The sequence below is a fragment of the Pseudomonas sp. UBA2684 genome (genome assembly GCA_002354655.1).
Taxonomy (GTDB): Bacteria; Pseudomonadota; Gammaproteobacteria; order Pseudomonadales; family Pseudomonadaceae; genus Aquipseudomonas.
Genome location: DELY01000050.1, coordinates 137,029 through 158,817, shown reverse-complemented (window position 1 = coordinate 158,817; position 21,789 = coordinate 137,029). Strand labels below are relative to the sequence as shown.

21 protein-coding genes and 1 pseudogene are annotated in these 21,789 nt (G+C 65.4%); 15 read left to right on the top strand and 7 right to left on the bottom strand.

From position 1 onward, the window contains the following. Window positions 1–52: 52 nt before the first annotated feature. Both B3M58_RS18405 and B3M58_RS18400 read right to left on the bottom strand, forming a co-directional pair. Entirely contained in the window at window positions 53–799 is a 747-nt protein-coding gene (locus B3M58_RS18405; RefSeq protein ID WP_296221308.1) for a substrate-binding periplasmic protein, read from the bottom strand. Between the two features lie 115 nt (window positions 800–914). After that, window positions 915–2,003 carry an endonuclease/exonuclease/phosphatase family protein gene (locus B3M58_RS18400; RefSeq protein ID WP_296221305.1) on the bottom strand — a complete coding sequence of 363 codons (1,089 nt, stop codon included), beginning with the start codon at window positions 2,001–2,003 and terminating at the stop codon, window positions 915–917. Window positions 2,004–2,217: 214 nt separating this feature from the next. Between B3M58_RS18400 and B3M58_RS18395 the strand changes: the two genes are divergently transcribed. Both B3M58_RS18395 and B3M58_RS18390 read left to right on the top strand, forming a co-directional pair. Next, a complete protein-coding gene (locus B3M58_RS18395) occupies window positions 2,218–2,457 on the top strand; it encodes a CDGSH iron-sulfur domain-containing protein (protein ID WP_296221303.1) in 240 nt (79 codons plus the stop codon). A 104-nt stretch (window positions 2,458–2,561) separates the two neighbouring features. Further along, window positions 2,562–3,407, top strand: coding sequence for an SDR family oxidoreductase (locus B3M58_RS18390; protein WP_296221301.1), 846 nt, complete (start codon window positions 2,562–2,564; stop codon window positions 3,405–3,407). Window positions 3,408–3,420: 13 nt separating this feature from the next. On the opposite strand, the gene B3M58_RS18385 is transcribed toward B3M58_RS18390, so the two are convergent. Both B3M58_RS18385 and B3M58_RS18380 read right to left on the bottom strand, forming a co-directional pair. Continuing rightward, on the bottom strand, window positions 3,421–3,855 hold the full coding sequence (locus B3M58_RS18385) for a VOC family protein (RefSeq protein ID WP_296221299.1): 435 nt from the start codon (window positions 3,853–3,855) through the stop codon (window positions 3,421–3,423). Between the two features lie 170 nt (window positions 3,856–4,025). Beyond that, entirely contained in the window at window positions 4,026–4,688 is a 663-nt protein-coding gene (locus B3M58_RS18380) for a YciC family protein (RefSeq protein WP_296221298.1), read from the bottom strand. A gap of 232 nt (window positions 4,689–4,920) precedes the next feature. Here B3M58_RS18380 and B3M58_RS18375 point away from each other — a divergent pair, with 232 nt between their 5' ends. From B3M58_RS18375 to B3M58_RS18365, 3 genes and pseudogenes are all read left to right on the top strand, one after another. Beyond that, window positions 4,921–5,400: an NYN domain-containing protein gene (locus tag B3M58_RS18375; protein ID WP_296221296.1), complete on the top strand. Its 480-nt coding sequence runs from the start codon at window positions 4,921–4,923 to the stop codon at window positions 5,398–5,400. A gap of 9 nt (window positions 5,401–5,409) precedes the next feature. Next, window positions 5,410–6,019: pseudogene (locus tag B3M58_RS18370) on the top strand (PolC-type DNA polymerase III). Window positions 6,020–6,121: 102 nt separating this feature from the next. Further along, window positions 6,122–7,459, top strand: coding sequence for a DEAD/DEAH box helicase (locus tag B3M58_RS18365; RefSeq protein WP_296221294.1), 1,338 nt, complete (start codon window positions 6,122–6,124; stop codon window positions 7,457–7,459). A 394-nt stretch (window positions 7,460–7,853) separates the two neighbouring features. On the opposite strand, the gene B3M58_RS18360 is transcribed toward B3M58_RS18365, so the two are convergent. After that, complete coding sequence (locus tag B3M58_RS18360; RefSeq protein WP_296221292.1) at window positions 7,854–9,089, bottom strand: TIGR03862 family flavoprotein; 1,236 nt, start codon at window positions 9,087–9,089, stop codon at window positions 7,854–7,856. Window positions 9,090–9,225: 136 nt separating this feature from the next. Between B3M58_RS18360 and B3M58_RS18355 the strand changes: the two genes are divergently transcribed. Then, window positions 9,226–10,359, top strand: a complete 1,134-nt coding sequence (locus tag B3M58_RS18355; RefSeq protein WP_296221290.1) for an aminotransferase class V-fold PLP-dependent enzyme — start codon at window positions 9,226–9,228, stop codon at window positions 10,357–10,359. Window positions 10,360–10,514: 155 nt separating this feature from the next. On the opposite strand, the gene ampC is transcribed toward B3M58_RS18355, so the two are convergent. Both ampC and B3M58_RS18345 read right to left on the bottom strand, forming a co-directional pair. Next, entirely contained in the window at window positions 10,515–11,693 is a 1,179-nt protein-coding gene (gene ampC, locus B3M58_RS18350) for a class C beta-lactamase (RefSeq protein ID WP_296221288.1), read from the bottom strand. Window positions 11,694–11,750: 57 nt separating this feature from the next. Continuing rightward, window positions 11,751–12,671 (bottom strand): histone deacetylase family protein, encoded by a 921-nt coding sequence (locus B3M58_RS18345; RefSeq protein ID WP_296221287.1) that lies wholly within the window; start codon window positions 12,669–12,671, stop codon window positions 11,751–11,753. A 69-nt stretch (window positions 12,672–12,740) separates the two neighbouring features. Here B3M58_RS18345 and B3M58_RS18340 point away from each other — a divergent pair, with 69 nt between their 5' ends. The 9 genes from B3M58_RS18340 (at window position 12,741) to B3M58_RS18300 (ending at window position 21,784) form a co-directional block, all read left to right on the top strand. Further along, entirely contained in the window at window positions 12,741–13,304 is a 564-nt protein-coding gene (locus B3M58_RS18340) for a GNAT family N-acetyltransferase (protein ID WP_296221285.1), read from the top strand. Further along, window positions 13,301–14,899 (top strand): SagB/ThcOx family dehydrogenase, encoded by a 1,599-nt coding sequence (locus B3M58_RS18335; RefSeq protein ID WP_296221283.1) that lies wholly within the window; start codon window positions 13,301–13,303, stop codon window positions 14,897–14,899. Before B3M58_RS18340 ends, B3M58_RS18335 begins: the two co-directional genes overlap by 4 nt. A gap of 22 nt (window positions 14,900–14,921) precedes the next feature. Then, window positions 14,922–15,791, top strand: coding sequence for an acyl-CoA thioesterase II (tesB, locus tag B3M58_RS18330; RefSeq protein WP_296221282.1), 870 nt, complete (start codon window positions 14,922–14,924; stop codon window positions 15,789–15,791). A gap of 261 nt (window positions 15,792–16,052) precedes the next feature. Further along, window positions 16,053–16,589, top strand: coding sequence for a Csu type fimbrial protein (locus B3M58_RS18325; protein ID WP_296221280.1), 537 nt, complete (start codon window positions 16,053–16,055; stop codon window positions 16,587–16,589). A 48-nt stretch (window positions 16,590–16,637) separates the two neighbouring features. Next, a complete protein-coding gene (locus B3M58_RS18320; protein WP_296221279.1) occupies window positions 16,638–17,159 on the top strand; it encodes a Csu type fimbrial protein in 522 nt (173 codons plus the stop codon). After that, window positions 17,156–17,698 (top strand): Csu type fimbrial protein, encoded by a 543-nt coding sequence (locus B3M58_RS18315; protein WP_296221277.1) that lies wholly within the window; start codon window positions 17,156–17,158, stop codon window positions 17,696–17,698. The genes B3M58_RS18320 and B3M58_RS18315 overlap by 4 nt, the downstream gene beginning before the upstream one ends. 15 nt (window positions 17,699–17,713) lie before the next feature. Next, a complete protein-coding gene (locus B3M58_RS18310; RefSeq protein WP_296221276.1) occupies window positions 17,714–18,481 on the top strand; it encodes a fimbrial biogenesis chaperone in 768 nt (255 codons plus the stop codon). A gap of 13 nt (window positions 18,482–18,494) precedes the next feature. Then, on the top strand, window positions 18,495–20,804 hold the full coding sequence (locus B3M58_RS18305; RefSeq protein ID WP_296221275.1) for a fimbria/pilus outer membrane usher protein: 2,310 nt from the start codon (window positions 18,495–18,497) through the stop codon (window positions 20,802–20,804). Window positions 20,805–20,818: 14 nt separating this feature from the next. Next, window positions 20,819–21,784: a Csu type fimbrial protein gene (locus B3M58_RS18300; RefSeq protein WP_296221274.1), complete on the top strand. Its 966-nt coding sequence runs from the start codon at window positions 20,819–20,821 to the stop codon at window positions 21,782–21,784. Window positions 21,785–21,789 lie beyond the last annotated feature (5 nt).

Here is a 21,789-nt window from a genome sequence, read left to right as displayed (position 1 = left end):
GAGGCCGTTTTTAACGCAGTATCGGCAACGTAGGTAGTTTTTCAACGGCCTGTTAAGGCAGGCGAAGGTCTTCGCCGCTGGCCTGCAGTTCCTGATAGGCGCGGTCCAGGGCGTCGCGCAGGGCTTCGGCGCCGGGGGCGTACCGCGAGACGATCAATTTCAGCGGCAGGCGTTGCAGTTGCACGAAGGGTAATTCGCCCATGCCCAGGCGCCGCCGTGCCTGCTCCACCGGGGTCTGGTAGTCCAACAGAAAGTCGCCACGGCGGCGCTGGAGCATTTCCAGGGCGGCGGTGTGGGTGCCGGTGCGGTGCTGCTGAATGGCCAGGGCCGGGTCGTTGATCAGGTCGTTGGTCGGCTGCCAATAGGTGTAACCGCTGATCAGGATGATGCCGCGGCCTTTCAGGTCGTCGGGAATCCGTGGCAGTTGCGTGTCGCGGCGAAAATACAGGTTGAGGACGATTTCTCCGACTTGCGTGTGGGTTTCCAGGGTGTGTGCCGCCAGCTCCGGTTTGCCTGGGGCGCCGGGCCAGACCTGCACGCTGCCGTCCTGCAAGCCGCTGTACAGACGGGCGCCAGGGTAAGAACGGAGCTCGGCGCGGTAGCCGGCGTGCGCCAGCAGGCGCTCGGTCAGCGTGAGGATCGCGCCTCGCGGGCGGCCTTGGCTGTCGCTGTAGGAATAAGGCGGGAACTCATAGAAACCGACTTGGACCACCGGTTGTGGGCCGTCGGCAAGCGTTTCGGCGTGGCTCAGGCTGCCCCAGAGGGCGGCGATCAGTACAAGGCAGCAGATTTTTGGCATCGATTTACGCAGCGGCTCTTGGCCGTCTTGTCGTTATAAAAGTGTCGCCAGGCCGAGCATGGCGAAGCACGGCCGGTGTTGTCCAGCATTCTGCGTGCGCCGACCTGTGGTTAGCCTAGTCGAGTGGCAGCAGCAGGCGGGCGAGCAGCGGTAAGTGATCGGCAATCGTCAGGGTGTCGTGTTGCCGTACGCGGGCGTCGAGGAGGGTCAGTTGCGGGCTGTGGAACAGGTAGTCGAGGGTGCGGTCGGGGCCCGGCACGCTGGGGTCATTGGGGAAGTGGGTGTACCACTCGGCTTGCTGCGCACCGTTGGCCTGCTCCAGGCTGGGGATCATCGGGTAGCGTTCGGCGAGTTGCTGCAATTCGCTGTGCGGCGCATACCCGCTGCGCTGGGTCGGTGCCAGGCGTTGATATTGCGCGGGCGGCAGCAGGTTGAAGTCGCCACCGAGCAGCCAGGGTGTGCCCTCGGCCTGCAATTGGTCGAGCAGGCGGGCGGTCATCGCCACGTGTTGGCGCATGGTGTCGTCGCCCTGGGCAAAGGCATCCAGGTGGGTGTTGATCGCCGCCAACTGACCACCGCCGCGCAAGGGGAGGTAGCTGATCAGCAAGGCGCGCTTGAGGTTGAACGCATGGCTGAGCGGGTTGGCCGACATCTGCGGCAGTTGCAGGCGTTCGGCATGGCCGATCTGGTAGCGGCTAAGGGTGCCGAGCTTCATGCCGACACTGCCGAGAATCCGTGGGTGCGGCACGAACGCGGCCTTCCAGTAGAAGGCCTGGGCGCTGCACGGGTAAACGTCGCGCAAGCCTTGCTGCAACAGCGCCAGTTGGTCCTGGTAATCGCTGGCTTTGGCGCCGTCGTGCAGCTCTTGCAACAGGATGATGTCCGGCTGCTCTGCGCGCAGCACGCGCACCACTTGGTCCAGGGTCAAGGCCAGGTCTGCGCTGCTGGGGCGGCTGTGCGGGCCGCTGCCGTCGGCCAGGTCGTACCAGAACACGTAGCGCTTGCCGGCCAGGTATTGCACGTTCCAGGTCATCACCTTGAGGGCTTGTCCGGGTTGCAGTACTGGGGCCTGAGCCGTGCAGCTGACGGGCGCCGCCGCGCGCGCGGCGGGTCGCCAGGTCAGGCTATAGACCAGGGCGAACAAGGCGCTGAGGATGAGCAACAAGGCGAGCAGGGAGATGCGCAGCGGGCGTGGCAAGGTCATGGGCAGGCTTAGCCGCAGGGGGCTTGGACTATGCTGAAAAGGTCGAGCATACCCGAGAAATGCGCCGGCCTGGTTGCCTAACCGGCCGTTGCACAACCACCTGGGTTGCCGATTCGGCGTTAAACACGGCCTGCTAGCCGTGGCTCGGCGTTTCCCACAGCACTGTGCCCGCGACCTATGCCGATAGCGGTGCGCGGGGGAACCGGAGGTTGTCATGACTGAACCGTTGATTGCCCAGCGTGGCCCATACCCGGTCGAGGTATTGGCCGGCGAGGATTATTTCTGGTGTCGTTGCGGGCGCAGCGCGGCCCAGCCATTTTGCGATGGCAGCCATAAGGGTACGGGCATTACGCCGCTGAAATACCATGCCGAGCAGAGCGACACGCTGTTTTTCTGTGGCTGCAAGCACACCCAGACGCCACCTTGTTGCGACGGCAGCCATAACCGGTTGTAGTAGCGACGGCTCGCCGCAGTCGTGTGCCGTGCGGCGGCGTGGCGCCCGGTTATGCCTGGCCTGGCGCCAGCCTTTCGCCAACCTGATCAGTCGAGGTTCCCGCTATGTATCGCAAGGTGTTCGCCAACAAGGTATTCGACCGCAAGGTGGTGCTGATCAGCGGTGGCTGCGCCGGCATCGGCCGTGCCCTGGCCATGCGCTTGGCCCAGGCCGGCGCGCGTCTGGTGATTCTCGATTTGCAGCAGCAGGCGTTGGATAGCCTGGTGCAACACCTGGCCGATCACCACAACGCCGAGGCCCTGGGCCTGCTCTGCGACGTTGCCGATGCCGAGGCGGTGCAGCGCGCGGTGGCTTTGGCCATCGAGCGTTTCGGCGGCATCGACGTGCTGGTCAACAACGCCGGCATCACCCACCGCAGCAGCTTTGCCGATACCGAACTGGCGGTGTTTCAGCGGGTCATGGCGGTCAACTACTTCGGCGCGCTGCATTGCACCAAGGCGGCGCTGCCCAGCCTGATTGCCCGTGGCGGACAGATCATCGTGCTCAGTTCGTTGTCGGGATTCGCCCCGTTGCTCTACCGCAGCGCCTACAACGCCAGCAAGCATGCCTTGCATGGCCTGTTCGAAACCCTGCGCTACGAGCTGAAAGGCGCTGGGGTCAATGTGATGCTGGTGTGCCCCGGCTTCACCGCCACCGACCTGCGCAAGAACGCCCTGGTCGGCGACGGCTCGGTGGCCGCGCAGCCGCCGCTGGCGATGGGCAAGGTCGCCTCACCCCAGGATGTTGCCGAAGCCATCTACCAGGGTGCGCTCAAGCGCCGGCGCCTGCTGGTGCTGTCCAACGTCGATTGGCGCGCGCGGATCCTCGCGCGGTTCTTCCCGCGGGTGTTCGAGCGGGTGTTGTTGCCGCGCTTGTCCGGCCTGAAACCGCAGCGTGCCGGGCGTAGCTAAACGCCGACGTTACTCAGTGTTCGTGCGCCTCGATATACAGCTCGTAGACCTGGCTCAGGTCCCAGAACGTCGCCTCGATCTTGTGGCCGTCGAGGTCGCGCACGAAACAGCCGTAATAGGGCTCGCCGTATTCGGCGCGCGGCCCCGGTGCGCCCTCGCCGACGGCGCCGGCTTCCAGCGCGGCATCATAAAAGGCATGCACGGCGGCTTTATCCGGTGCGACAAAACCAACGTGGGTGCCGTTGCCCACGCTCGCCGGGTGACCGTTGATCGGCGTTTGCACCCAGAACTCCGGGTAGTCGCGGCCATAGGCCACGGCGCCGGGGTGGGCGAGGATGCGTTTGCAGCCGAGGGTCGGCAGAACCCGGTCGTAGAAGGCCACGGCCTGGTCGAATTGGTTGGTGCCGAGCGATAGGTGCGACAGGATGCTGGGGTTGGCGTCGGCCATGGGGAATCCTCCTTGGAGATTCAGCCCCTATAGCGTAGTGGTCTGTGTGGTTAGTTCAATTCGTCGAGTTCGGCGTCTGTGGCGCTCCTCGCCATAGCCCGCCATCACGCGTCGCGCCTCAGCACTTCGACCATCCGAGCTTGGCCCCCGTGCAGGCCAGCAGCCCGCTGTTATTCCGCCGCTGGCAGGCTGGCGCGCAGCATAAACAGGCGAAACAGCACCACGGTGGCGAACAGTTGCAGGAAGCGATTGGCGCCGTCCAACAGCAGGTGGAGCAGCAGGTCCGGCTCGCTGTCGGCGGCCGGTTGGCTCCACCAGTCGAGCGCCCACAGGGGCACCATCACGCACAGCACGCAGAGCAGAATCGGCCAGAAATAACCGCTGGTCAGCTCGAAACTCTCGTGCAGCGCTTTCAGCGGCGGCAGGCCGCGCAGTACCAGCAGGCATTCGGCGAAGCACAGCTTGATCATGATCCACAGCCCCGGCAGCACAAACAGCGAGGCGCCGAGCATGATCGCCAGGGTACTCAGGCCCGCCATCAGCACGAAGCTCGGCCACAGGCGCAGGCTGGCGGCGAGCAAGTCGCGAATCGTCGGTGTCTCGCTGTTGCTGCGGGCCGCGAGAAACAGGATCAGCGCGCCGGTGTACAGCGGGTAGAACAGCAGCCCCACTAAAATCCCATAAACCGCCGCCGACTCGACGCCGACCAGGGCAGTGACCTGCTGCTGCACCAGCGCTTCGAGCAACACCAGGGGCAAGCACAGCCGGGCGATGGTCGCCAGGTTGTGACTGAAGAAAAACCAGGCGTCGCGCAGGACGTGAAGGGCATTCATTGGCAGTGGTCGCGGTCGGATGGGCAGAGTCGCCACTCTAGCCGATGGCTTGCATGGCTCCAACATAGTCATGTTGGCCGATCCGTCAGTGGCGGTGGGTTACGGCGCGCAACGATCGGCTGCTCGCCACGACTATGGTGTTACGGGTGGTCAGTGATCGGCGCGAGTGTCCTTTAGCGACTGGCATTAGGCATACTGGGCGGCGTTTTTTTGCTCCCAATGAGGATTCCCGGTGAAGAAAATCGCCGTATTCGCCGATGTACAGAACCTCTACTACACCGTGCGCCAAGCGTATGGTTGCCATTTCGACTACGCCGCGCTGTGGGCCGACATCAGCCAGCATGGGCAGATCGTCGAGGCCTACGCCTATGCCATCGACCGTGGCGACGCCAAGCAGCAGCAGTTCCAGCAGATCCTGCGCAACCTCGGTTTCACCGTGAAGCTCAAGCCCTTTATCCAGCGCAGCGACGGTTCGGCCAAGGGCGACTGGGATGTCGGCATCACCATCGACATCATGGACGCGGCGCCCCGCGTCGACCAAGTGGTGCTGGCATCCGGCGACGGCGACTTCGACCTGTTGCTGGAGAAAATTCGCGGCAGTCATGGCGTCGAGGCCGTGGCCTACGGCGTGCCTGGCTTGACCGCGCAATCGCTGGTGCGCGCCGCCAGCCGCTATGTGCCGATCGACGGCGCGTTGTTGTTGAAACACTAAGGAGCCGATGTGGAGCCCATTGCAGTCATCGACTTCGAGACCACCGGCATGTCGCCGGCGCAGCAAGCGCGCCACCGAAATCGCGGTGGTGATCGTCGAGCGCGGGCAGATCGTCGCGCGCTACCAGAGCCTGATGAACAGCGGCGCCTGGGTGCCGCCGTTTATCGAGCAGCTCACCGGCATCAGCAACAGCATGCTGCGCAACGCACCGCCAGCGGCGCAGGTGATGAACGAGGTGGCGGATTTTGTCGGCGACATTCCGCTGCTGGCGCATAACGCCGCCTTCGACCAGAAATTCTGGGATGCCGAATTGGCGCTGATCCGTCGCCAGCGCGTGCAGCCGTTCGCCTGTTCGCTGTTGCTCTCGCGCCGGCTGTTGCCGCAAGCCCCCAGCCACAAGCTCGGCAACCTCAACCGTTGGGCGCACCTGCCGGATACCGGCCAGGCCCACCGGGCCCTGGCCGATGCGGAAATGGCCGCCAACCTGACCTGCTTTATGGCGGCCCTGCTGCGTGAGCGGCACGGCATTGCCGAGCTGTCCCATGAGCTGCTGTGCAGCTTGCAGAAAATCCCTGCGGCGAAGATGGCGCAAGCGCTGCAACGTATTCGCGCCGCATAGGGCGGCGCTTGGTCCCGTGGGCTGACGAAGAAGACGCGCTTGCCGGCGGCGGGCAGGATAAACTGCGCGCCATTGCCTTATTGCCCCTGCGGTTAGAACCCTATGACTTTTGCCTCTCTCGGCCTGATCGAGCCCCTGCTGCGCTGCCTCGACGACCTCGACTATAAAACCCCATCGCCGGTGCAGGCCCAGGCCATCCCGCCGATCCTCAAAGGCCGCGACCTGATGGCCGCCGCGCAGACTGGCACCGGCAAGACCGCCGGCTTCGCCCTGCCGCTGTTGCAACGGCTGATGATGGAAGGCCCTGTGGTTGCCAGCAACTCGGTGCGCGCGCTGGTGCTGGTGCCGACCCGCGAGCTGGCCGAGCAGGTGCAGCAGAGCTTCCAGACCTACGGTCAGCACCTGCCGCTGCGCAGTTATGCGGTGTATGGCGGGGTCAGCATCAACCCGCAGATGATGAAACTGCGCAAAGGCCTCGACGTGTTGGTGGCCACGCCCGGCCGTTTGCTCGACCTGTACCGGCAGAACGCGGTCAAGTTCAACCAAGTACAAACCCTGGTGCTCGACGAGGCCGATCGCATGCTCGACCTGGGGTTTGCCCGCGAGCTGGAAGACGTGTTCGCCGCGCTGCCGAAAAAGCGCCAGACCCTGCTGTTCTCCGCGACCTTCTCCGAAGCGATTCGCGCCATGGCCGGCGAGATGCTCAACGATCCGCTGAGCATCGAGGTCAGCCCGCGCAACGCGGCGGCCAAGTCGGTCAAACAGTGGCTGATTCCGGTGGACAAGAAGCGCAAGAGCGAGCTGTTCCTGCACCTCTACCAGAGCAAGCGCTGGAGCCAGGCGCTGGTGTTCGTGAAAACCCGCAAGGGCGTCGATGAGCTGGAAGCCGAGCTGCAACGCCACGGCATCAGCGCCGACGCGATTCACGGCGACAAGCCGCAGGCCACTCGCCTGCGCGCACTGCAACGCTTCAAGGACGGCGAAGCCAAGGTGCTGGTGGCCACCGATGTGGCGGCCCGTGGCCTGGATATCGACGACCTGCCGCTGGTGGTTAACTTCGACCTGCCGATCGTCGCCGAAGACTACGTGCACCGCATCGGCCGCACCGGCCGTGCCGGCGCCACGGGCCTGGCGGTGTCGCTGGTGTGCGCCGATGAAGTGCAGCTGCTGTCGGCCATCGAGACCCTGACCCAGCAGGTGCTGCAACGCATCGACGAGGCAGACTTCATTCCCGATCACCGTGTGCCGCAGACCTTGCCCGGCGGCCAGGTGGTGAAAAAGCCGAAGAAGGCCAAGAAGCCGAAAGTGGTCGGCGGCGGCAAAGGCGGCAGCCTGGGGCGCTGGATGGAAAGCGACGAGCCGGCCGCACCAACGGTCAAGGCGGTGCGCAAGGTGCCGAGTTTTGGCGGCAAGCCAACGGCGAAAAAACCGGCGCGCTAGGCTTTTCTGCTTGAAGGGAAGGTTGGTGGCAAGTATCCGAGCATGGGCGTGAGCGCTGTTTGCGCACCTAACCCACTCTACGATTCTGCAACCAACGTCCGCCGCCATGTCGTGTTGTGGGTGGCCGCGCGCGCTGATTAGTTGGCGGATCTGGCAGCGATGGGTATCGCTACGCTCAACCGCATCCTACGACTACTCCAGCATGCTCAGCCCAGCCGCTGGCGAAGCAGCACCGTAGGGTGGGTTAGCGGCAAGTTGCACGCGAGTCGACCCCGGTATTCGTACCGCGTAACCCACCATTGCGGCCGCAGCCATTCCGTGTTGTGAGTGGCCGCGACTGGTGGGTTACGACGCGCGATGAAGAGCCTATTGGCGCGCCTAACCCAGCCTACGGCTAGCGAGCTAACCAGCTCAGCATGCCAAACCCGGCAGCCCGTCCGCTGGCGAAGCAGGCGGTGAGCAGGTAGCCGCCGGTCGGCGCTTCCCAGTCGAGCATCTCCCCAGCGCAAAACAGCCCTGGCACCTGGCGCACCATCAACTGCCGGTCCAGCTCCTCGAACGGCACCCCGCCGGCGCTGCTGATCGCTTCATCCAGCAGCCGTGGGCGCCGCAGCGTCAGCGGCAGGTGCTTGAGCGCGGTGGCCAGTTGCGCGGCGTCGTTGAACTGCGCGGCGGGTGTCAGCTCGCGCAGCAGCGCGGCCTTGACGCCATCGATGCCGAGCTGGCGATGCAGATGCTTGGCCAGCGAGTGCGAGCCACGCGGCTTGCGCAACGCCGCCTCGACCTTGGCCAGGCTGTGTTGCGGCAGCAGGTCGAGGTATAGCGTGGCCGCGCCGTGCTGCTCGATGCGCTGGCGAATCCGCGCCGACAGGGCATACACCAGGCTGCCCTCGACGCCCTGGGCGGTGAGGATGAATTCGCCCAGGCGCGGTGCCTCGTCGTCCAGGCGCAGGCTGACATTCTTCAGCGGCGCGCCGGCGAATTTGTCGCGCAGGAAGGGGCTCCAGGCGCTGACCTCGAAGCCGCAGTTGCTGGCCTGCAACGGCGCGATGGCGATGCCGCGCGCCTGCAACAATGCCACCCAGGCGCCATCCGAGCCGAGTCGCGCCCAGCTGCCGCCGCCCAGCGCGAGCAGGGTCGCGTCGGCCTGCACCGCGATCTCCCCGGTCGGTGTGGCCAGGCGCAGGGCGCCCTGTGCGTCCCAGCCGAGCCAGCGGTGACGGGTGTGAATCGCCACGCCCAGTTCGCGCAGGCGTTTGAGCCAGGCGCGCAGCAGCGGCGCGGCTTTCATGTCGCTGGGGAACACCCGCCCCGAGGTGCCGACGAAGGTGTCGATGCCCAGGCCATGAATCCACGCCCGTAGGGCCTCCGCATCGAACTCGGCGAGCAACCGGGCGATCTCGGTGCGGCGCTCGGCGTAGCGTGAGAGGAAGGCGTCCCTGGCTTCTGAGTGGGTGATGTTCATCCCGCCCACCCCGGCCAGGAGGAACTTGCGCCCCACCGAGGGCATGGCGTCGAACAGCTCGACGCGCACCCCGGCCTGCGCCAGCACTTCGGCCGCCATCAGCCCGGCGGGGCCAGCGCCGATGATGGCGACGCGCGACGTGGAGAGCGGGGCTGATTCAGGCATGGGCATATCGTTGCTCGAGTGGGCTAGGCGCGCATTCTAACCGAGGCCGCGGCGGGCGGGTCAGGCCGTGCCGGCCTTGTCATTTGGCCAGGCTTCGGGCAGGGTCGGGCTTCATGTTTTGTCACTGGAGCCCGCGATGTCAGACCTCTATCCCAGCATCGACCCCGACGGTCTGATCGAATATTCGGTGGTCTACACCGACCGCTCCCTCAACCATATGTCGCAGGCGTTTCAGGGCGTGATGACGGAGATTTCCAGCACCCTGAAGCAGGTCTACAACGCCCATGCCGTGGCCGTGGTGCCCGGCAGCGGCACCTTCGGCATGGAAGCGGTGGCGCGCCAGCTGGCGACTGGGCAGACGTGCCTGGTAATCCGCAATGGCTGGTTCAGCTACCGCTGGACGCAGATTTTCGAGATGGGCCAGATCCCCTCTGAATCGATTGTGCTTAAGGCCCGCCCGATAGCCGAGGGCAGTCAGGCGGCGTTTACCCCGCCGCCGCTGAGCGAGGTGCTGGCGACCATCGCCGCGCAAAAGCCGCAGGTGGTGTTCGCCCCGCATGTGGAAACCTCCTCGGGGATGATCCTGCCCGACGCCTACCTGCGCGCCGTGAGTGACGCGGTGCATGCCGTCGGCGGCCTGTTCGTGCTGGATTGCATCGCCTCCGGCACCCTCTGGGTGGATATGCAGGCCTGCGGCATCGACGTGCTGATCAGTGCCCCGCAGAAAGGCTGGAGCGCCTCGCCGTGCTGCGCCCTGGTCATGCTCAGCGAGGCCGCCCAGGCCCGCGTCGAAGCCACTCAAAGCACCAGCTTTGCCTGCGACCTGAAGAAGTGGCTGCAAATCATGCAGGCCTACGAACAGGGCGGCCACGCCTACCACGCCACCATGCCCAGCGATGCCCTGGCGCGTTTCCGCGATGCCATGGGCGAGGCCCAGTCCATCGGCTTTGCCCGCGTGCGTCAGCAACAGCAGGAACTGGGCGAGCGGGTGCGCGCACTGTTGGCCAGCAAAGGCTTTAAAAGCGTCGCCGCCGAAGGCTTCGAAGCGCCTGGCGTGGTGGTCTGCTACACCGACGATGGGCAAATCAAGAACGGCAGCAAATTCGCCGCCCAGGGCCTGCAAATCGCCGCTGGCGTACCGTTGCAGTGCGACGAGCCGGCGGACTTCCAGACCTTCCGCTTAGGCCTGTTCGGCCTGGATAAGCTGGGCAATATCGAGCGCACCGTGGCGACCCTGGAGCAGGCGCTGGATAAGGTGTTGGCGGGCTGATAGCTACGGGTAGGATGGGTTGAGCAACGCGATACCCATCAAACCATCGATAAATGAATGCCCCTGTTGATCCATCTCCCTACTCACCCGCGCCCATCCCCCATCGGCACTAACTGCCGATGGGTATCGCTGCGCTCAACGCCATCCCACGGTTATTACTCAGACTCGCCCGTGGACTTAGCCAGCGCGGTCAATATGGCGTAGGCGGCCTTGATCCTGGCGGCGTTGGGGTAGTTTTTGTTGGCCAGCAACACCAGGCCAAGGTCTTGGCTGGGGATAAACACCGCATAGGCGCCAAAACCGCCGGTCGAGCCGGTTTTGTTGAACAGGCTGTCGCCCGGCTCGAACTCGGCTGGGGCGAGGCGGGTGGCGTTGTGTGCTTCCAGGGCCATGGCTGGGGAGTTGCCGGCTTGCAGGCGTGCAAGGCTGGTTGGGTAGGGGTAACGCTCCCAGCCGAGGCCCTGGGTCATTTCACCGATGCGGTAATAGCCGGTCTGCGTGGTGGCGATGGCGCGTTGCAGGTCGGGGCTCAGGCCGGCTGGGTGGAGGTTGGCTTGGATAAAACGCAGCATGTCCCGGGCGCTGGTTTTCACCCCGTAGGCTTCTGCGTCGAGCATCCCCGGTGTGACTCGTAGCGGCTGGTTGTCTTTGCTGTAGCCGTAGGCATAGCGCGGCATCTGCGCCGCTGGCACCTGGATATAACTGTGCGGCATGCCGAGCGCGGGGAACAGCGTGCCCTGCATCAGCGTGGGGAACGGTTGGCCCATGCTCTTTGCTGCGAGCAGGCCGAGCAAGCCGATGCTGGGGTTGGAATAGCGCCTGTGGCTGCCGGCGCCGTATGCGGGCTGCCACTGGCGGTAATAGGCGAGCATGCTGGCTTGGTCGGTCACGTGGTCGGGGAACTGCAAGGGCAGCCCACCGGCGGTGTAGGTGCCGAGGTCGAGCAGGCTGGCGTGTTCCAGCTGGCTGCCGCGTAGCTCAGGCCAATGCTTGCCGGCGCTGTCGGTGAGGGTCAGTTTGCCGGTTGCCTGGGCCAGGGCGGCGAGGGTGGCGGTGAAGGTTTTGCTGAGCGAGCCGATTTCGAACAGGGTGTCGGCGGTCACGGGCTGCTGGTCGTCCAGGCGCGCGAGGCCGTAGTTGAAATGCTGGGCCTGGCCGTGGTGGGTGATCGCCACGGCCATCCCGGCGATGTCGTATTCCGCCATCAGCGGGCGGATGTTGGCGTCCACCAGCGTCTGCAAGGCGTTTGGGGCTGTTTCTGCGGCCGTGCAGGTGCCCGCGCCGACTGTGAGGGCGGCCAACAGAGCCGGCAAGGCGATGATCTTGGCGTGCATGCTGTGCGTTGTTCCTTGATGGTGGTGAGTCGGCGTGTGACAGCGCGCGCCGAGGTTTTATCCCAGCCCGCAGGCCTGCCAGACCCGCGCTGCGCTGTGATGCAGAATCCCGTGGCGCTTGGCCAGGGCCATGCGGTCCTTGTCGTAGCCGCCACCGATCAGCCCGACCACCGGAATATCGCGGCCCAGGCAGTGGTTGAGCACGGCTTCGTCACGGGCGGCGATGCCGGCGTCGCTGAGGTTGAGGTAGCCGAGGGCGTCGTCCTGGTGCACGTCGACGCCGGCGTCGTAGAGCACGATATCCGGTTGGTACAGCGGCAGCAGGTAGTTCAGCGTGTCATCCACTACCTTCAAGTAGTCGGCATCGCCCATGCCGTTGGGCAGGGGGATGTCCCAGTCGCTGGCGGCCTTGCGCGCCGGGTAGTTGTTTGCGCAGTGCAGCGAGACAGTGATCGCCTCCGGGGTTTCGGCCAGCAGGCGCGCGGTGCCGTCGCCCTGGTGCACGTCGCAGTCGAAGATCAGCACGCGCTGCGCCTTGCCGCTGTGCAGTAGGTATTGGCTGATCACCGCCAGGTCGTTGAAGATGCAGAAGCCGGCGGGGTGATCGTAATGCGCATGGTGGGTGCCGCCGGCCAGATGGCAGGCCAGGCCGTGTTGCAGGGCCTGCTCGGCAGCCAGCAGCGAGCCGCCGACCGCGCGCACCGTACGCCGGGCCAGGGCTGCGCTCCAGGGCAGGCCGAGGCGGCGCTGTTCTTCATGGGCCAGTTCGCCGCTGGCAAAACGCTCGATATAGGCCGGGCAGTGGGCCAGGCCGAGCACCTCGGGCGGGCACAGCTGCGGACGCAGCAGGTCGGCGTCGCGGGTCAGGCCGCTGTCCACCAAATGGTCGCGCAGCAGGCGAAACTTCTCCATGGGGAAACGGTGCGCGACCGGGAAGGGCGGGCTGTAGTCCTCGTGATAGACGAGAGGCAGACGCATACACTGGTGCTCTTATGGACAGCGCCTGAGTATGGCGGCGCTGCGCGACTTCATTCAAGCGGAGTGCCCATGGCTGCACCGATCGAACTGCAAACCCCGCGTCTGCTCTTGCGCCAGTGGAGCGATGACGACCTGACAGGCTTTGCCGCGCTGAATGCCGACCCCGAGGTGATGCGCTTTTTTCCGGCTTGCCTCGAACAGGCGCAAAGCCATGCGTTGGCGGCGCGCATCCGTGGGCATTTCGCCGAACATGGCTTTGGCCCGTGGGTGCTGCAACGGCGTGACAGTGGCGCCTTTATCGGCGTTACCGGGCTGCTGCGAGTGGGCTTCAGCGCGCCCTTCACCCCAGCGGTGGAGATCGCTTGGCGCCTGGATCGCGCGCACTGGCGTCAAGGCTTCGCCCGCGAGGCGGCGAGCGCGGCTCTGGCCTGCGGCTTCGAACGACTGGGGTTAACGCAGATCGTCGCGTTTACCACGCGGGACAACCTGCCGTCGCAAGGCCTGATGCAGCGTCTCGGCATGCGCCGCGATGCGGCGGACGACTTCGACCATCCAGCCCTGGCCGCCGGTCACCCGTTGCGCCGCCATGTGCTGTATCGCTTGCGCCGCCGTGAGTGGGAGGTCAGCCGATGAGTGACGCCGTGCGTGCCTATCACCAGCTCAGCAAGCACCGCCCCGGGCAGTTCGCTGCCGGGCCGGGGCAGTTGGACTGGGCAACCCAGCCGGCGCCGTTTCGCCGCTATGCCGGCACCCGCCTGATCGAGCTGTGGCAGCGCCCGCAGGAAGAGTCGCCGGCCTACGATGCGCTGTTCGCCGCGCCGCTGGGGCCGCCGGCCCCGTGCAACCGCGCCAGTATTTCCCAACTGCTCTATGACAGCCTGGGGCTGTCTGCCTGGAAAGAAGCGGGTGGCAGTCGCTGGGCGCTGCGGGTCAATCCCTCGTCGGGCAACCTGCACCCGACCGAAGCCTACCTGCTGCTGCCGGCGGGCAGCCTGGAGGACGGTGCGTTGCTCGCCCATTACTGCGCCGACGCCCATGCCCTGGAGGTGCGCGCCGAGCTGCCGGCGGCCCTGGCCACACAATTGAGCGCGGCGTTGCCGGCCGGTGGTTGCCTGTTGGCCCTGGCCAGCATTCCCTGGCGTGAAGCCTGGAAGTACGGCGAGCGCGCCTACCGTTATTGCCAGCACGACCTCGGCCACGCCCTGGCCGCCGTGGCGATTGCTGCCAGCGCCCTGGGCTGGCAGGTGCGTCTGCTGCGCGGGGTGGCCGAGGTGCAGCTGGACGCTGTGTTTGGCCTCGACCGCGATGGCTTTCATGAAGCCGAGCACAGCGACTGCCTGCTCTGGATCGGCCCGCCCCAGGCACGCGCGTTCGGCCTGCCGGCGCCGGTGCTGGACAGCCTGGCGGCGCTTGAGCTGGCCGGGACGCCCAATCGCCTGTCGCGTCAGTACCGCGAATGGCCGGAGCTGGCGCGCGTGCAGGCGCTGTGCCGCGCCCCGGCGTTGCCCGCCGCACCTTGGCTGGCTGCCCCTGGGCGAGCGCAGTCGGACAATCCGGGTTTGCCGCTGCGCCCGCTGCTGCACCGGCGGCGCAGTGCGCAGGCTATGGATGGCCAGGCCGGGATCAGCGCCGAGCTGCTCTATGCCTGGTTGCAGCGCGTGCTGCCGGCCAACTCGCCGGTGCCGTTCGCCCTGAGCGGTGAGCCGGCGCAGGTCGACCTGTTGCTGTTCGTCCATCGCGTGCAAGGGCTGATGCCGGGGCTGTACTGGCTGGCGCGGGTCGATGGTCAGGCGCAGCCGGGCTTGCGCGAGGACTTCAGCTGGCAGCGGGTGCACGACGAGCTGCCCTTGTACCGGTTGCTGGAGGGCGATGCCCGCGGCCTGGCCGCGTTTCTTTCCTGCGGCCAGGACATCGCCAGCGACGGCTGCGTAGCCCTGGCCATGCTGGCGCGGTTCGACGCCGCGCTGGCGGACGGCGCCTGGCGCTATCCGCGGCTTTACTGGGAGTGCGGGCAGATCGGCCAGTTGCTGTACCTGGAAGCCGAGGCGGCGGGGCTGTCCGCCACCGGAATCGGCTGTTATTTCGACGATGCGCTGCATGAATTGCTCGGACTTGCCGACAGCCGCTGGCAAAGTCTTTACCATTTCACCCTTGGCCGCGCCGTGTGGGATGAGCGCCTGACGTCCCTGCCGGCCTATGAACAACCGAGAAGACCGCCGCAGCCGTGAGCGGTGGATGGAGAGAGCCTGGATGAGTCACGTATTGAATGAGCTGGTCGCGTTATTGAGCCTGGAGGCCATCGAGGAAAACCTGTTTCGTGGCGTCAGCCAGGACCTGGGCTTTCGCCAGCTGTTTGGCGGCCAGGTGCTCGGCCAGTGTGTGTCGGCGGCCAGCCAGACGGTCGAGGCGGACCGTCATGTGCATTCGCTGCACGGTTATTTCCTGCGTCCTGGCGACGCCACCTTGCCGGTGGTTTACCAGGTCGACCGGGTGCGTGACGGCGGCAGCTTCAGCACGCGGCGGGTGATGGCGATCCAGAAGGGCAAGCCGATTTTCACTTGCAGCGCCTCCTTCCAGTACGACGAGGAGGGCTTCCACCACCAGCTCGGCATGCCCGATGTGCCAGGGCCGGAAGGGCTGAAGTCGGAAACCGAACTGGCGCGCCTGGTCGCCGACTCGTTGCCGGAGCGCATCCGTGAGCGCGCGGTGAGCGACAAACCGATCGAGATTCGCCCGGTGACCGTCGGCAACCCCTTTGCCCCGGAGCCGAGCGAGCCGGTGAAGTACGTGTGGTTCCGCGCCGCCGGCGAACTGCCGGACGACCCGCAGTTGCACAAGTACCTGCTCGGCTACGCCAGCGACTTCAATCTGCTGACCACGTCGATGCTGCCGCATGGCGTGTCGGTGTGGCAGAAGTTCATGCAGGTGGCCAGCCTCGACCATTCGCTGTGGTTCCACGGCAACTTGCGCATGGACGACTGGCTGCTGTACGCCATGGACAGCCCCTGGGCCGGCAACGCCCGTGGTTTCTCGCGCGGCAGCATCTTCAACCGCCAGGGCCAACTGGTCGCCTCGGTAGCCCAGGAAGGCCTGACCCGAGTCCGTGAGGACTGGAAGTGAGCGCTGCCATCTAGCGCTGAATCAATGAACGGACGGTTGGCTGCAGGTCGAATGCTGGTTTCTCTGTAGGAAATTGGCTCGAAGCTCCTATGGTTTTCACCTACATCGAGTTTTATGCCAGGTAAATCAGCTGCTTGCGTCGTTCGTCAAATGAGTGGCTGCAGTGGGTACTGATCACCTGATTGATGTAAGAAGATTCTCAGCTAGGGTTTCTTTTACGTGCGTTCAAGGATGTTAAAGAGCCCTTACAGGAGTTGAGCCGTGAAGCCCTACCTGAAGCCTGTCCTCCCGGTCCTGTTTCTGCTGTCTGCCGGCGCGGCCCATGCCGCCGGTCAGGTGCAGGGGCAGCTCAATGTGCAGTTGATCATTGGCAGCGGTTGTACCGTGACCAACGGTGACGACAATGGCAGCAGCAACACCTTCGGCAGTCTGACCTTCGGCGAATACCCCTCACTCGACAGCATCGCCGAAGGCCGCTCGGTCGGCGCCGGCGGGGGCGGTTCGTTCGGCTTGGAGTGCAATGCCGGCACCAGCTACAACGTAGCTCTCGACTCCGGGCAGAACGTCACAGGCAACCAGCGGCGCATGCAGAGCGCCGGCGCCTACATCAATTACAACCTGTACAAAGATGCCGCGCGCACGCTGCCCTGGGGCAATGGCAGTAATGGCGCGACGGCACTCACCGGTACCGGCAGCGGCGCCGACGAGGAGGTCGTGGTGTATGGCCGGGTGCCGTCACAGCTGACCCCCTCGCCGGGCACCTACCTGGATACGGTGCAAGTCACCGTCAGTTGGTGATAGTCGTTTACTCCGCATGGATGCACGCTCACAGCGACAGGAAGCGTTATGCACGGTCTTGGCGACAGCAAATGGATAGCGCTGGTGCTTGGCTTATGCAGCCCGGTTGTTGCGCTAGCCGCCAGCAAGACCGCGACCCTCGGCGTGACCGCCGAAGTGCTGCCCGCCTGCACGGCCGGTAGCAGCGTCCCCGCCACGCTAGGCCAGTTCGGTACCCTCGATTTCGGCAGCCATTTCGCTCTCGCGGCAGCGGTCACGGCGCTGGCCCAGGGCAGCAATGGTGGTCTGCGTGTCAACTGCATCGCCAATACCCCCTATCGCGTGCTGATCAGTGCCGGCAACAGTGGTGATAGCACGTCGCGCACGCTGCTCGGTCCTGCCGCCGCGTCCCTGTCCTACAACCTCTACACTGCGGCCGATTACACCACCGTGTGGGATGACAGTACCGGGGTCAGTGGTCTTGGCAGTGGCGCCGATCAATGGCTACCGGTGTATGGCCGGGTGCCCGCGCAGGCAGTGCCGGCGTCGGGGCTGTATAGCGATACGGTCACCGTCACGGTGAGCTGGTGAAGCGTGCCGGGTTGCTGGTGGGAATGCTGCTCGGCACTGGCGCCCTGGCCGACACCGGCCTGAACGAGCTGAGCATCGACCAGAGTTTCCAGGTGCGTGCCACGGTGGTGCAGGGCTGCCTGCTCGGCAGTGGCAGCAGCGATGCGAGCAGCTTCGGCAGCATCGCCTTTGGTCAGTTCGCTACGCTGGCCAGTGATATCCAGGTGAGCAGTAGCCAGGGCGCCGGGTCCATCGTGCTGCAGTGCACGCCGGGGGCGGCGGTGAGCATCGCCCTCAATACCGGTGGCTATGCCAGCGATGTCGGCGGGGGGCGCTTTCTCGGCAAAGGCAGCGAGCGTCTGCGTTATCAGCTTTTTCAGGATGTGGCCAACAGCCAGGTGTGGGGCGATGGCGGTAACGGCGGCACGGCGCTGAGCGTCAGTTTTCCTCTTAGCGGTGGGGTGCAGAGTTATCCGGTGTATGCGCGTTTGTTCAGTGTCAGCCCGATGCCGTCGGCGGGCCTCTACAGCGATACGGTGACGGTGACCATCAGTTACTGAACAGGGAGCGGGGCTATGACGGGGGTTCTACAACGCATCGGGTTGGCGGCTCTTGCCGCGTTCTGGCTGCTGGCGGGCGAGTTGCACGCCGCCAGCTCGCTGCTGATTTGGCCGATCAACCCGCGTATCGAGGCCGGGGAGAAAGCCGCGGCGCTGTGGTTGGAGAACCGTGGGCAGCAGCCGATCAGCCTGCAGGTGCGGGTGATGGCCTGGCAGCAGGCTGGCTTCACCGACCAATTGCAGCCGCAACAGCAGGTGGTCGGCAGCCCGCCGGTGGTTACCGTGGCCCCCGGCAAGCGCCAGATGGTGCGCCTGATCAGCATGCAACCCGCGGCTGCGCACAGCGAGCAGGCCTATCGGGTATTGGTGGATGAAATGCTGCAACCCGGCAGCGAGGCCAACCCGCAACTGGGGGTGATGTTTCAGATGCGCTATTCGGTGCCCTTGTTCGTCTTCGGTGCCGGCGCGGCCCTGGACACTGGCGCGTGGGCGCCAGGTAAGGACGTGCGCCCGCTGAGTCCGGACCTGGCCTACCGGGTCGAGGAGGTCGGCGGTCGGCGCTACCTGAGCGTGCACAATCGAGGGGGCGCCCATGCGCGCCTGGCGCAGGTGTATGTACGCCAGAGCGACCGCCGGGTGGCGCTGGCTGACGGCCTGCTCGGTTATGTCCTGCCGGGAGCCTGGATGCGCTGGCCGCTGCCGCCGGCCGTGCTGGCCAGCGGCTTTACCCTGGAAGCCTTGATCAACGAGCAGCGTGAGCCGCTCGGCATCCCTGCGCTCTGATGGATGCCGCGGCGTGCGGCCGCACGTCCCCGGCCAGGTCGGGTGGCTGCTGGGTGCCTGGCTCTTGGCCGCCGTGGCCTGGGCCGGCGAGCAGCAGCTGTACCTGGAGCTGGTGGTCAATGAGCTGCCGACCGGGCGGATCGTGGGAGTGATCGCCCGTGATAGCCAGTTCTGGTTGAGCCGTGAGGCCTTGCTGGCGGTCGGTGTGCGTTTGGACGACGTGCCGGTCGGCGACCCGCTGGCGCTAGAGTCGATTGCGGGCCTGCAAAGTCGCTATGACGAAGCGAACCAGCGCCTGTTGCTGGTATTGCCCAGCGCCTGGTTGCCGCGCCAGGAGGTCGGCTCTGCGCAGCTGTTCGATCTGACCCCGGCGCAAAGTTCGTTTGGCGCGCTGTTCAACTACGACCTCTACTACAGCGACACCGAGGATGGCGTGCAGGCGGCCAGTGCCTGGTCTGAACAGCGGGTCTTTGACGGCTTTGGCGTGATCGCCAACACCGGCATCTGGCGCCAGGCCTTCGATGGCGTTGACGGCGATAACGATGGCTATACCCGCTACGACACCCTCTGGCGCTACAACCGCCAGGACCGCATGACCAGCTACGCGGCCGGCGACTTGGTCAGCTCCGCCTTGACCTGGAACAGCGCGGTGCGCCTCGGCGGTGCGCAAATCGGCCGTAACTTCGGCCTGCGTCCGGACCTGATCACCTATCCGCTGCCACGCTTCAGCGGCGATGCGACGGTGCCCAGCAGCGTCGACCTGTTTATCAACAATGCCAAGGTCAGCAGCGCGTCCCTCGCCCCTGGTCCCTTCACCGTCAACAGCGTGCCGTTCATCAGCGGTGCGGGCGAGGCCACGGTGGTCACCACCGATGCGCAGGGGCGGCGCGTCTCCACCAGCGTGCCGTTCTACGTGACCAACCAACTGCTGCGGAAAGGCCTGTTTGACTATTCGCTGGCGGCGGGCAAGTTGCGCAAGGACTATGGCCTGGAGAGCTTTTCTTATGGCAGTTTCGCCAGCAGTGGCAGTCTGCGCTACGGCATCAACGATGCCTTCACCCTCGAAGGGCATGCCGAGATAGGCGATGACCTCGACCTGGCGGGCGTAGGCGCTACCTTCGCCGTCGACCGCTTCGGTACCCTCGGCACTTCGCTGTCGCACAGCCGTTTCGCGGGCGAGGGCGGCCAGCAGGTCAGTCTGGGGTACAGCTACTACTCGCCGCATTTCGGCGTGGCGTTGCAGCATATCCAACGCACCTCGGGGTTTGCCGACCTCAGCGTGGTCAGCGCCCTGGAGAACCGCTTCAGCGGCAGCTTCCTCGCCGAGCGCAGCGATCAACTGACGTTCTCTTTCTCCCCTGAGAGGCTCGGTACTCTGGGCCTGGGCTATTTCGATCTGCGTGATCGCGCGGGCCAGCGCACCCGTTTGCTTAACCTGTCGTGGTCGCGCACCTTCTTTGGCAATGCCAACCTGTACGCCTCGTTCAACCGCTTGCTGGAGGATTCCGGGTATTCGGCGCAGCTACAGCTGGTGCTGCCCTTCGACCTGTATTCGACCGTCACCGCTGGCATCGAACGCAACAGCCGTGGAAGTTACAGAGAGCGGATCAACTACAGCCGTGCGCTGCCCAGCCAGGGCGGCATCGGCTACAACCTCGGCTATGCCCGGGGCGCCAGTGATTTCCAGCAGGCCGATGCGACCTGGCGTACGCCCTATGCGCAACTGCAAGGCGGCATGTACCGCAGCGCTGGCCGCGATACCCGCTGGGGCGGCATCAGCGGCTCGCTGGTGGCGATGGACGCGGCGCTGTTCGCCAGCAACCGCATCGACGACGCTTTCGTGCTGGTCGATACCGACGGCTTCGCCGATGTTCCCGTGCGTTTCGAACATCAATTGCTGGGCAGTACTGACCGCAATGGTCACCTGCTGGTGCCCTGGGTACCGTCCTATTACCGCGGCCAGTACGAAATCGACCCCCTTGGCCTGCCGGCCAACGTGCAGGCGTCCGAGGTGGTGCAGAGCATTGCCGTGCACCAGGGCAGCGGTGTGCAATTGGCGTTCAGCCTGCAGCGGGTGGTGGCGGCGAGTATCGTGCTGGTCGACAGCCGTGGCGAAGTGCTGCCGCGCGGCACACTGGTCGAGCAGGTGGAGAGTGCCCAGCGCAGTTATGTCGGTTGGGACGGCCTGGTTTATTTCGAAGGCTTGCAGGCGCGCAACAGCCTGCGCGCGCGCCTGGTCGATGGCCGCCAGTGTGCCGCAGGTTTCGATCTCGACGGCACGGCCGAGGCCGTTGCTCTGGTCGGGCCACTGACATGCCGTTGAACAAGGAGATGGCGATGCACCCCAACGCATGCTGGCTGGCGTTGTTATTCCTGCTGTGGGGAACGCAGGTGCAGGCGGTTTGCATGGCGAGCGCCGCGGCGATCAGCCTGGGCAGCAGCAACTCGTTGAGCCTGCGCACAGTGCCCCAGCAGGCGGCGGCCAATGGTGGTTTGAGCTGCGACAGCGTGTTGAACGTGCTGTCACAGAACTACGTACGGGTCACCCTGAGCAGCGGTAGCCTGCACCTGCAGAGTGGTAGCGCGCAGATCCCCTTCCAGGTCTATGCCGACAGTGGCTACAGCCAGGCTTTGCAGGTCGCCCAGCCGGTGAGCCTGAATAATGTTGTGCTGATCGGCATCGGTGGCAGCGCCAGTGCGATTCCGCTGTATTTCCGTACCGCCCTGGGCGTCAACGTACCCGCCGGCACCTACACGGCCAGTGTTTCCCTCAACTGGCAGTGGGCGATCTGCGTGCTCGGCGCGCTGGGCGCCTGCACCTCATGGGATCGTAGCCCCGGCTTGACGCAGAACTGCCCGCTTGGTGTCTGTGGTACGCCGAGCAACTGGGGCACTGGGCAGACCGCTACCCTCAACCTGACGCTGACAGTGAGCAAGGCCTGCCTGATCAACAGTACGCCGACGGTGGACTTCGGCAGCCAGGCGCTGGTCAGCCAGTTCACCCCGGTCACCCAGTCGGTCAGCGTGACCTGCACCAATACCGAGGGCTACCGCATCGGCTACGACAATGGCCAGCACTACCAGGCGCCCTGGCGGCGAATGCTCGCCGGGAGCAATTACCTGCGCTACAACCTCTACCACCCGAACTCCACTATCGTTTGGGACAATGCCAGCCAGACCCAGGCCGCCACCGGCAGCGGCGACCCGCAGAGTTTTGCCTACCAGGTGATCATCGACCCGACTCAGGCCAACGTGCCGGCCGCGACTTACCTCGACAATGTCTCCCTTATCATCAGTTACTGAGCGCG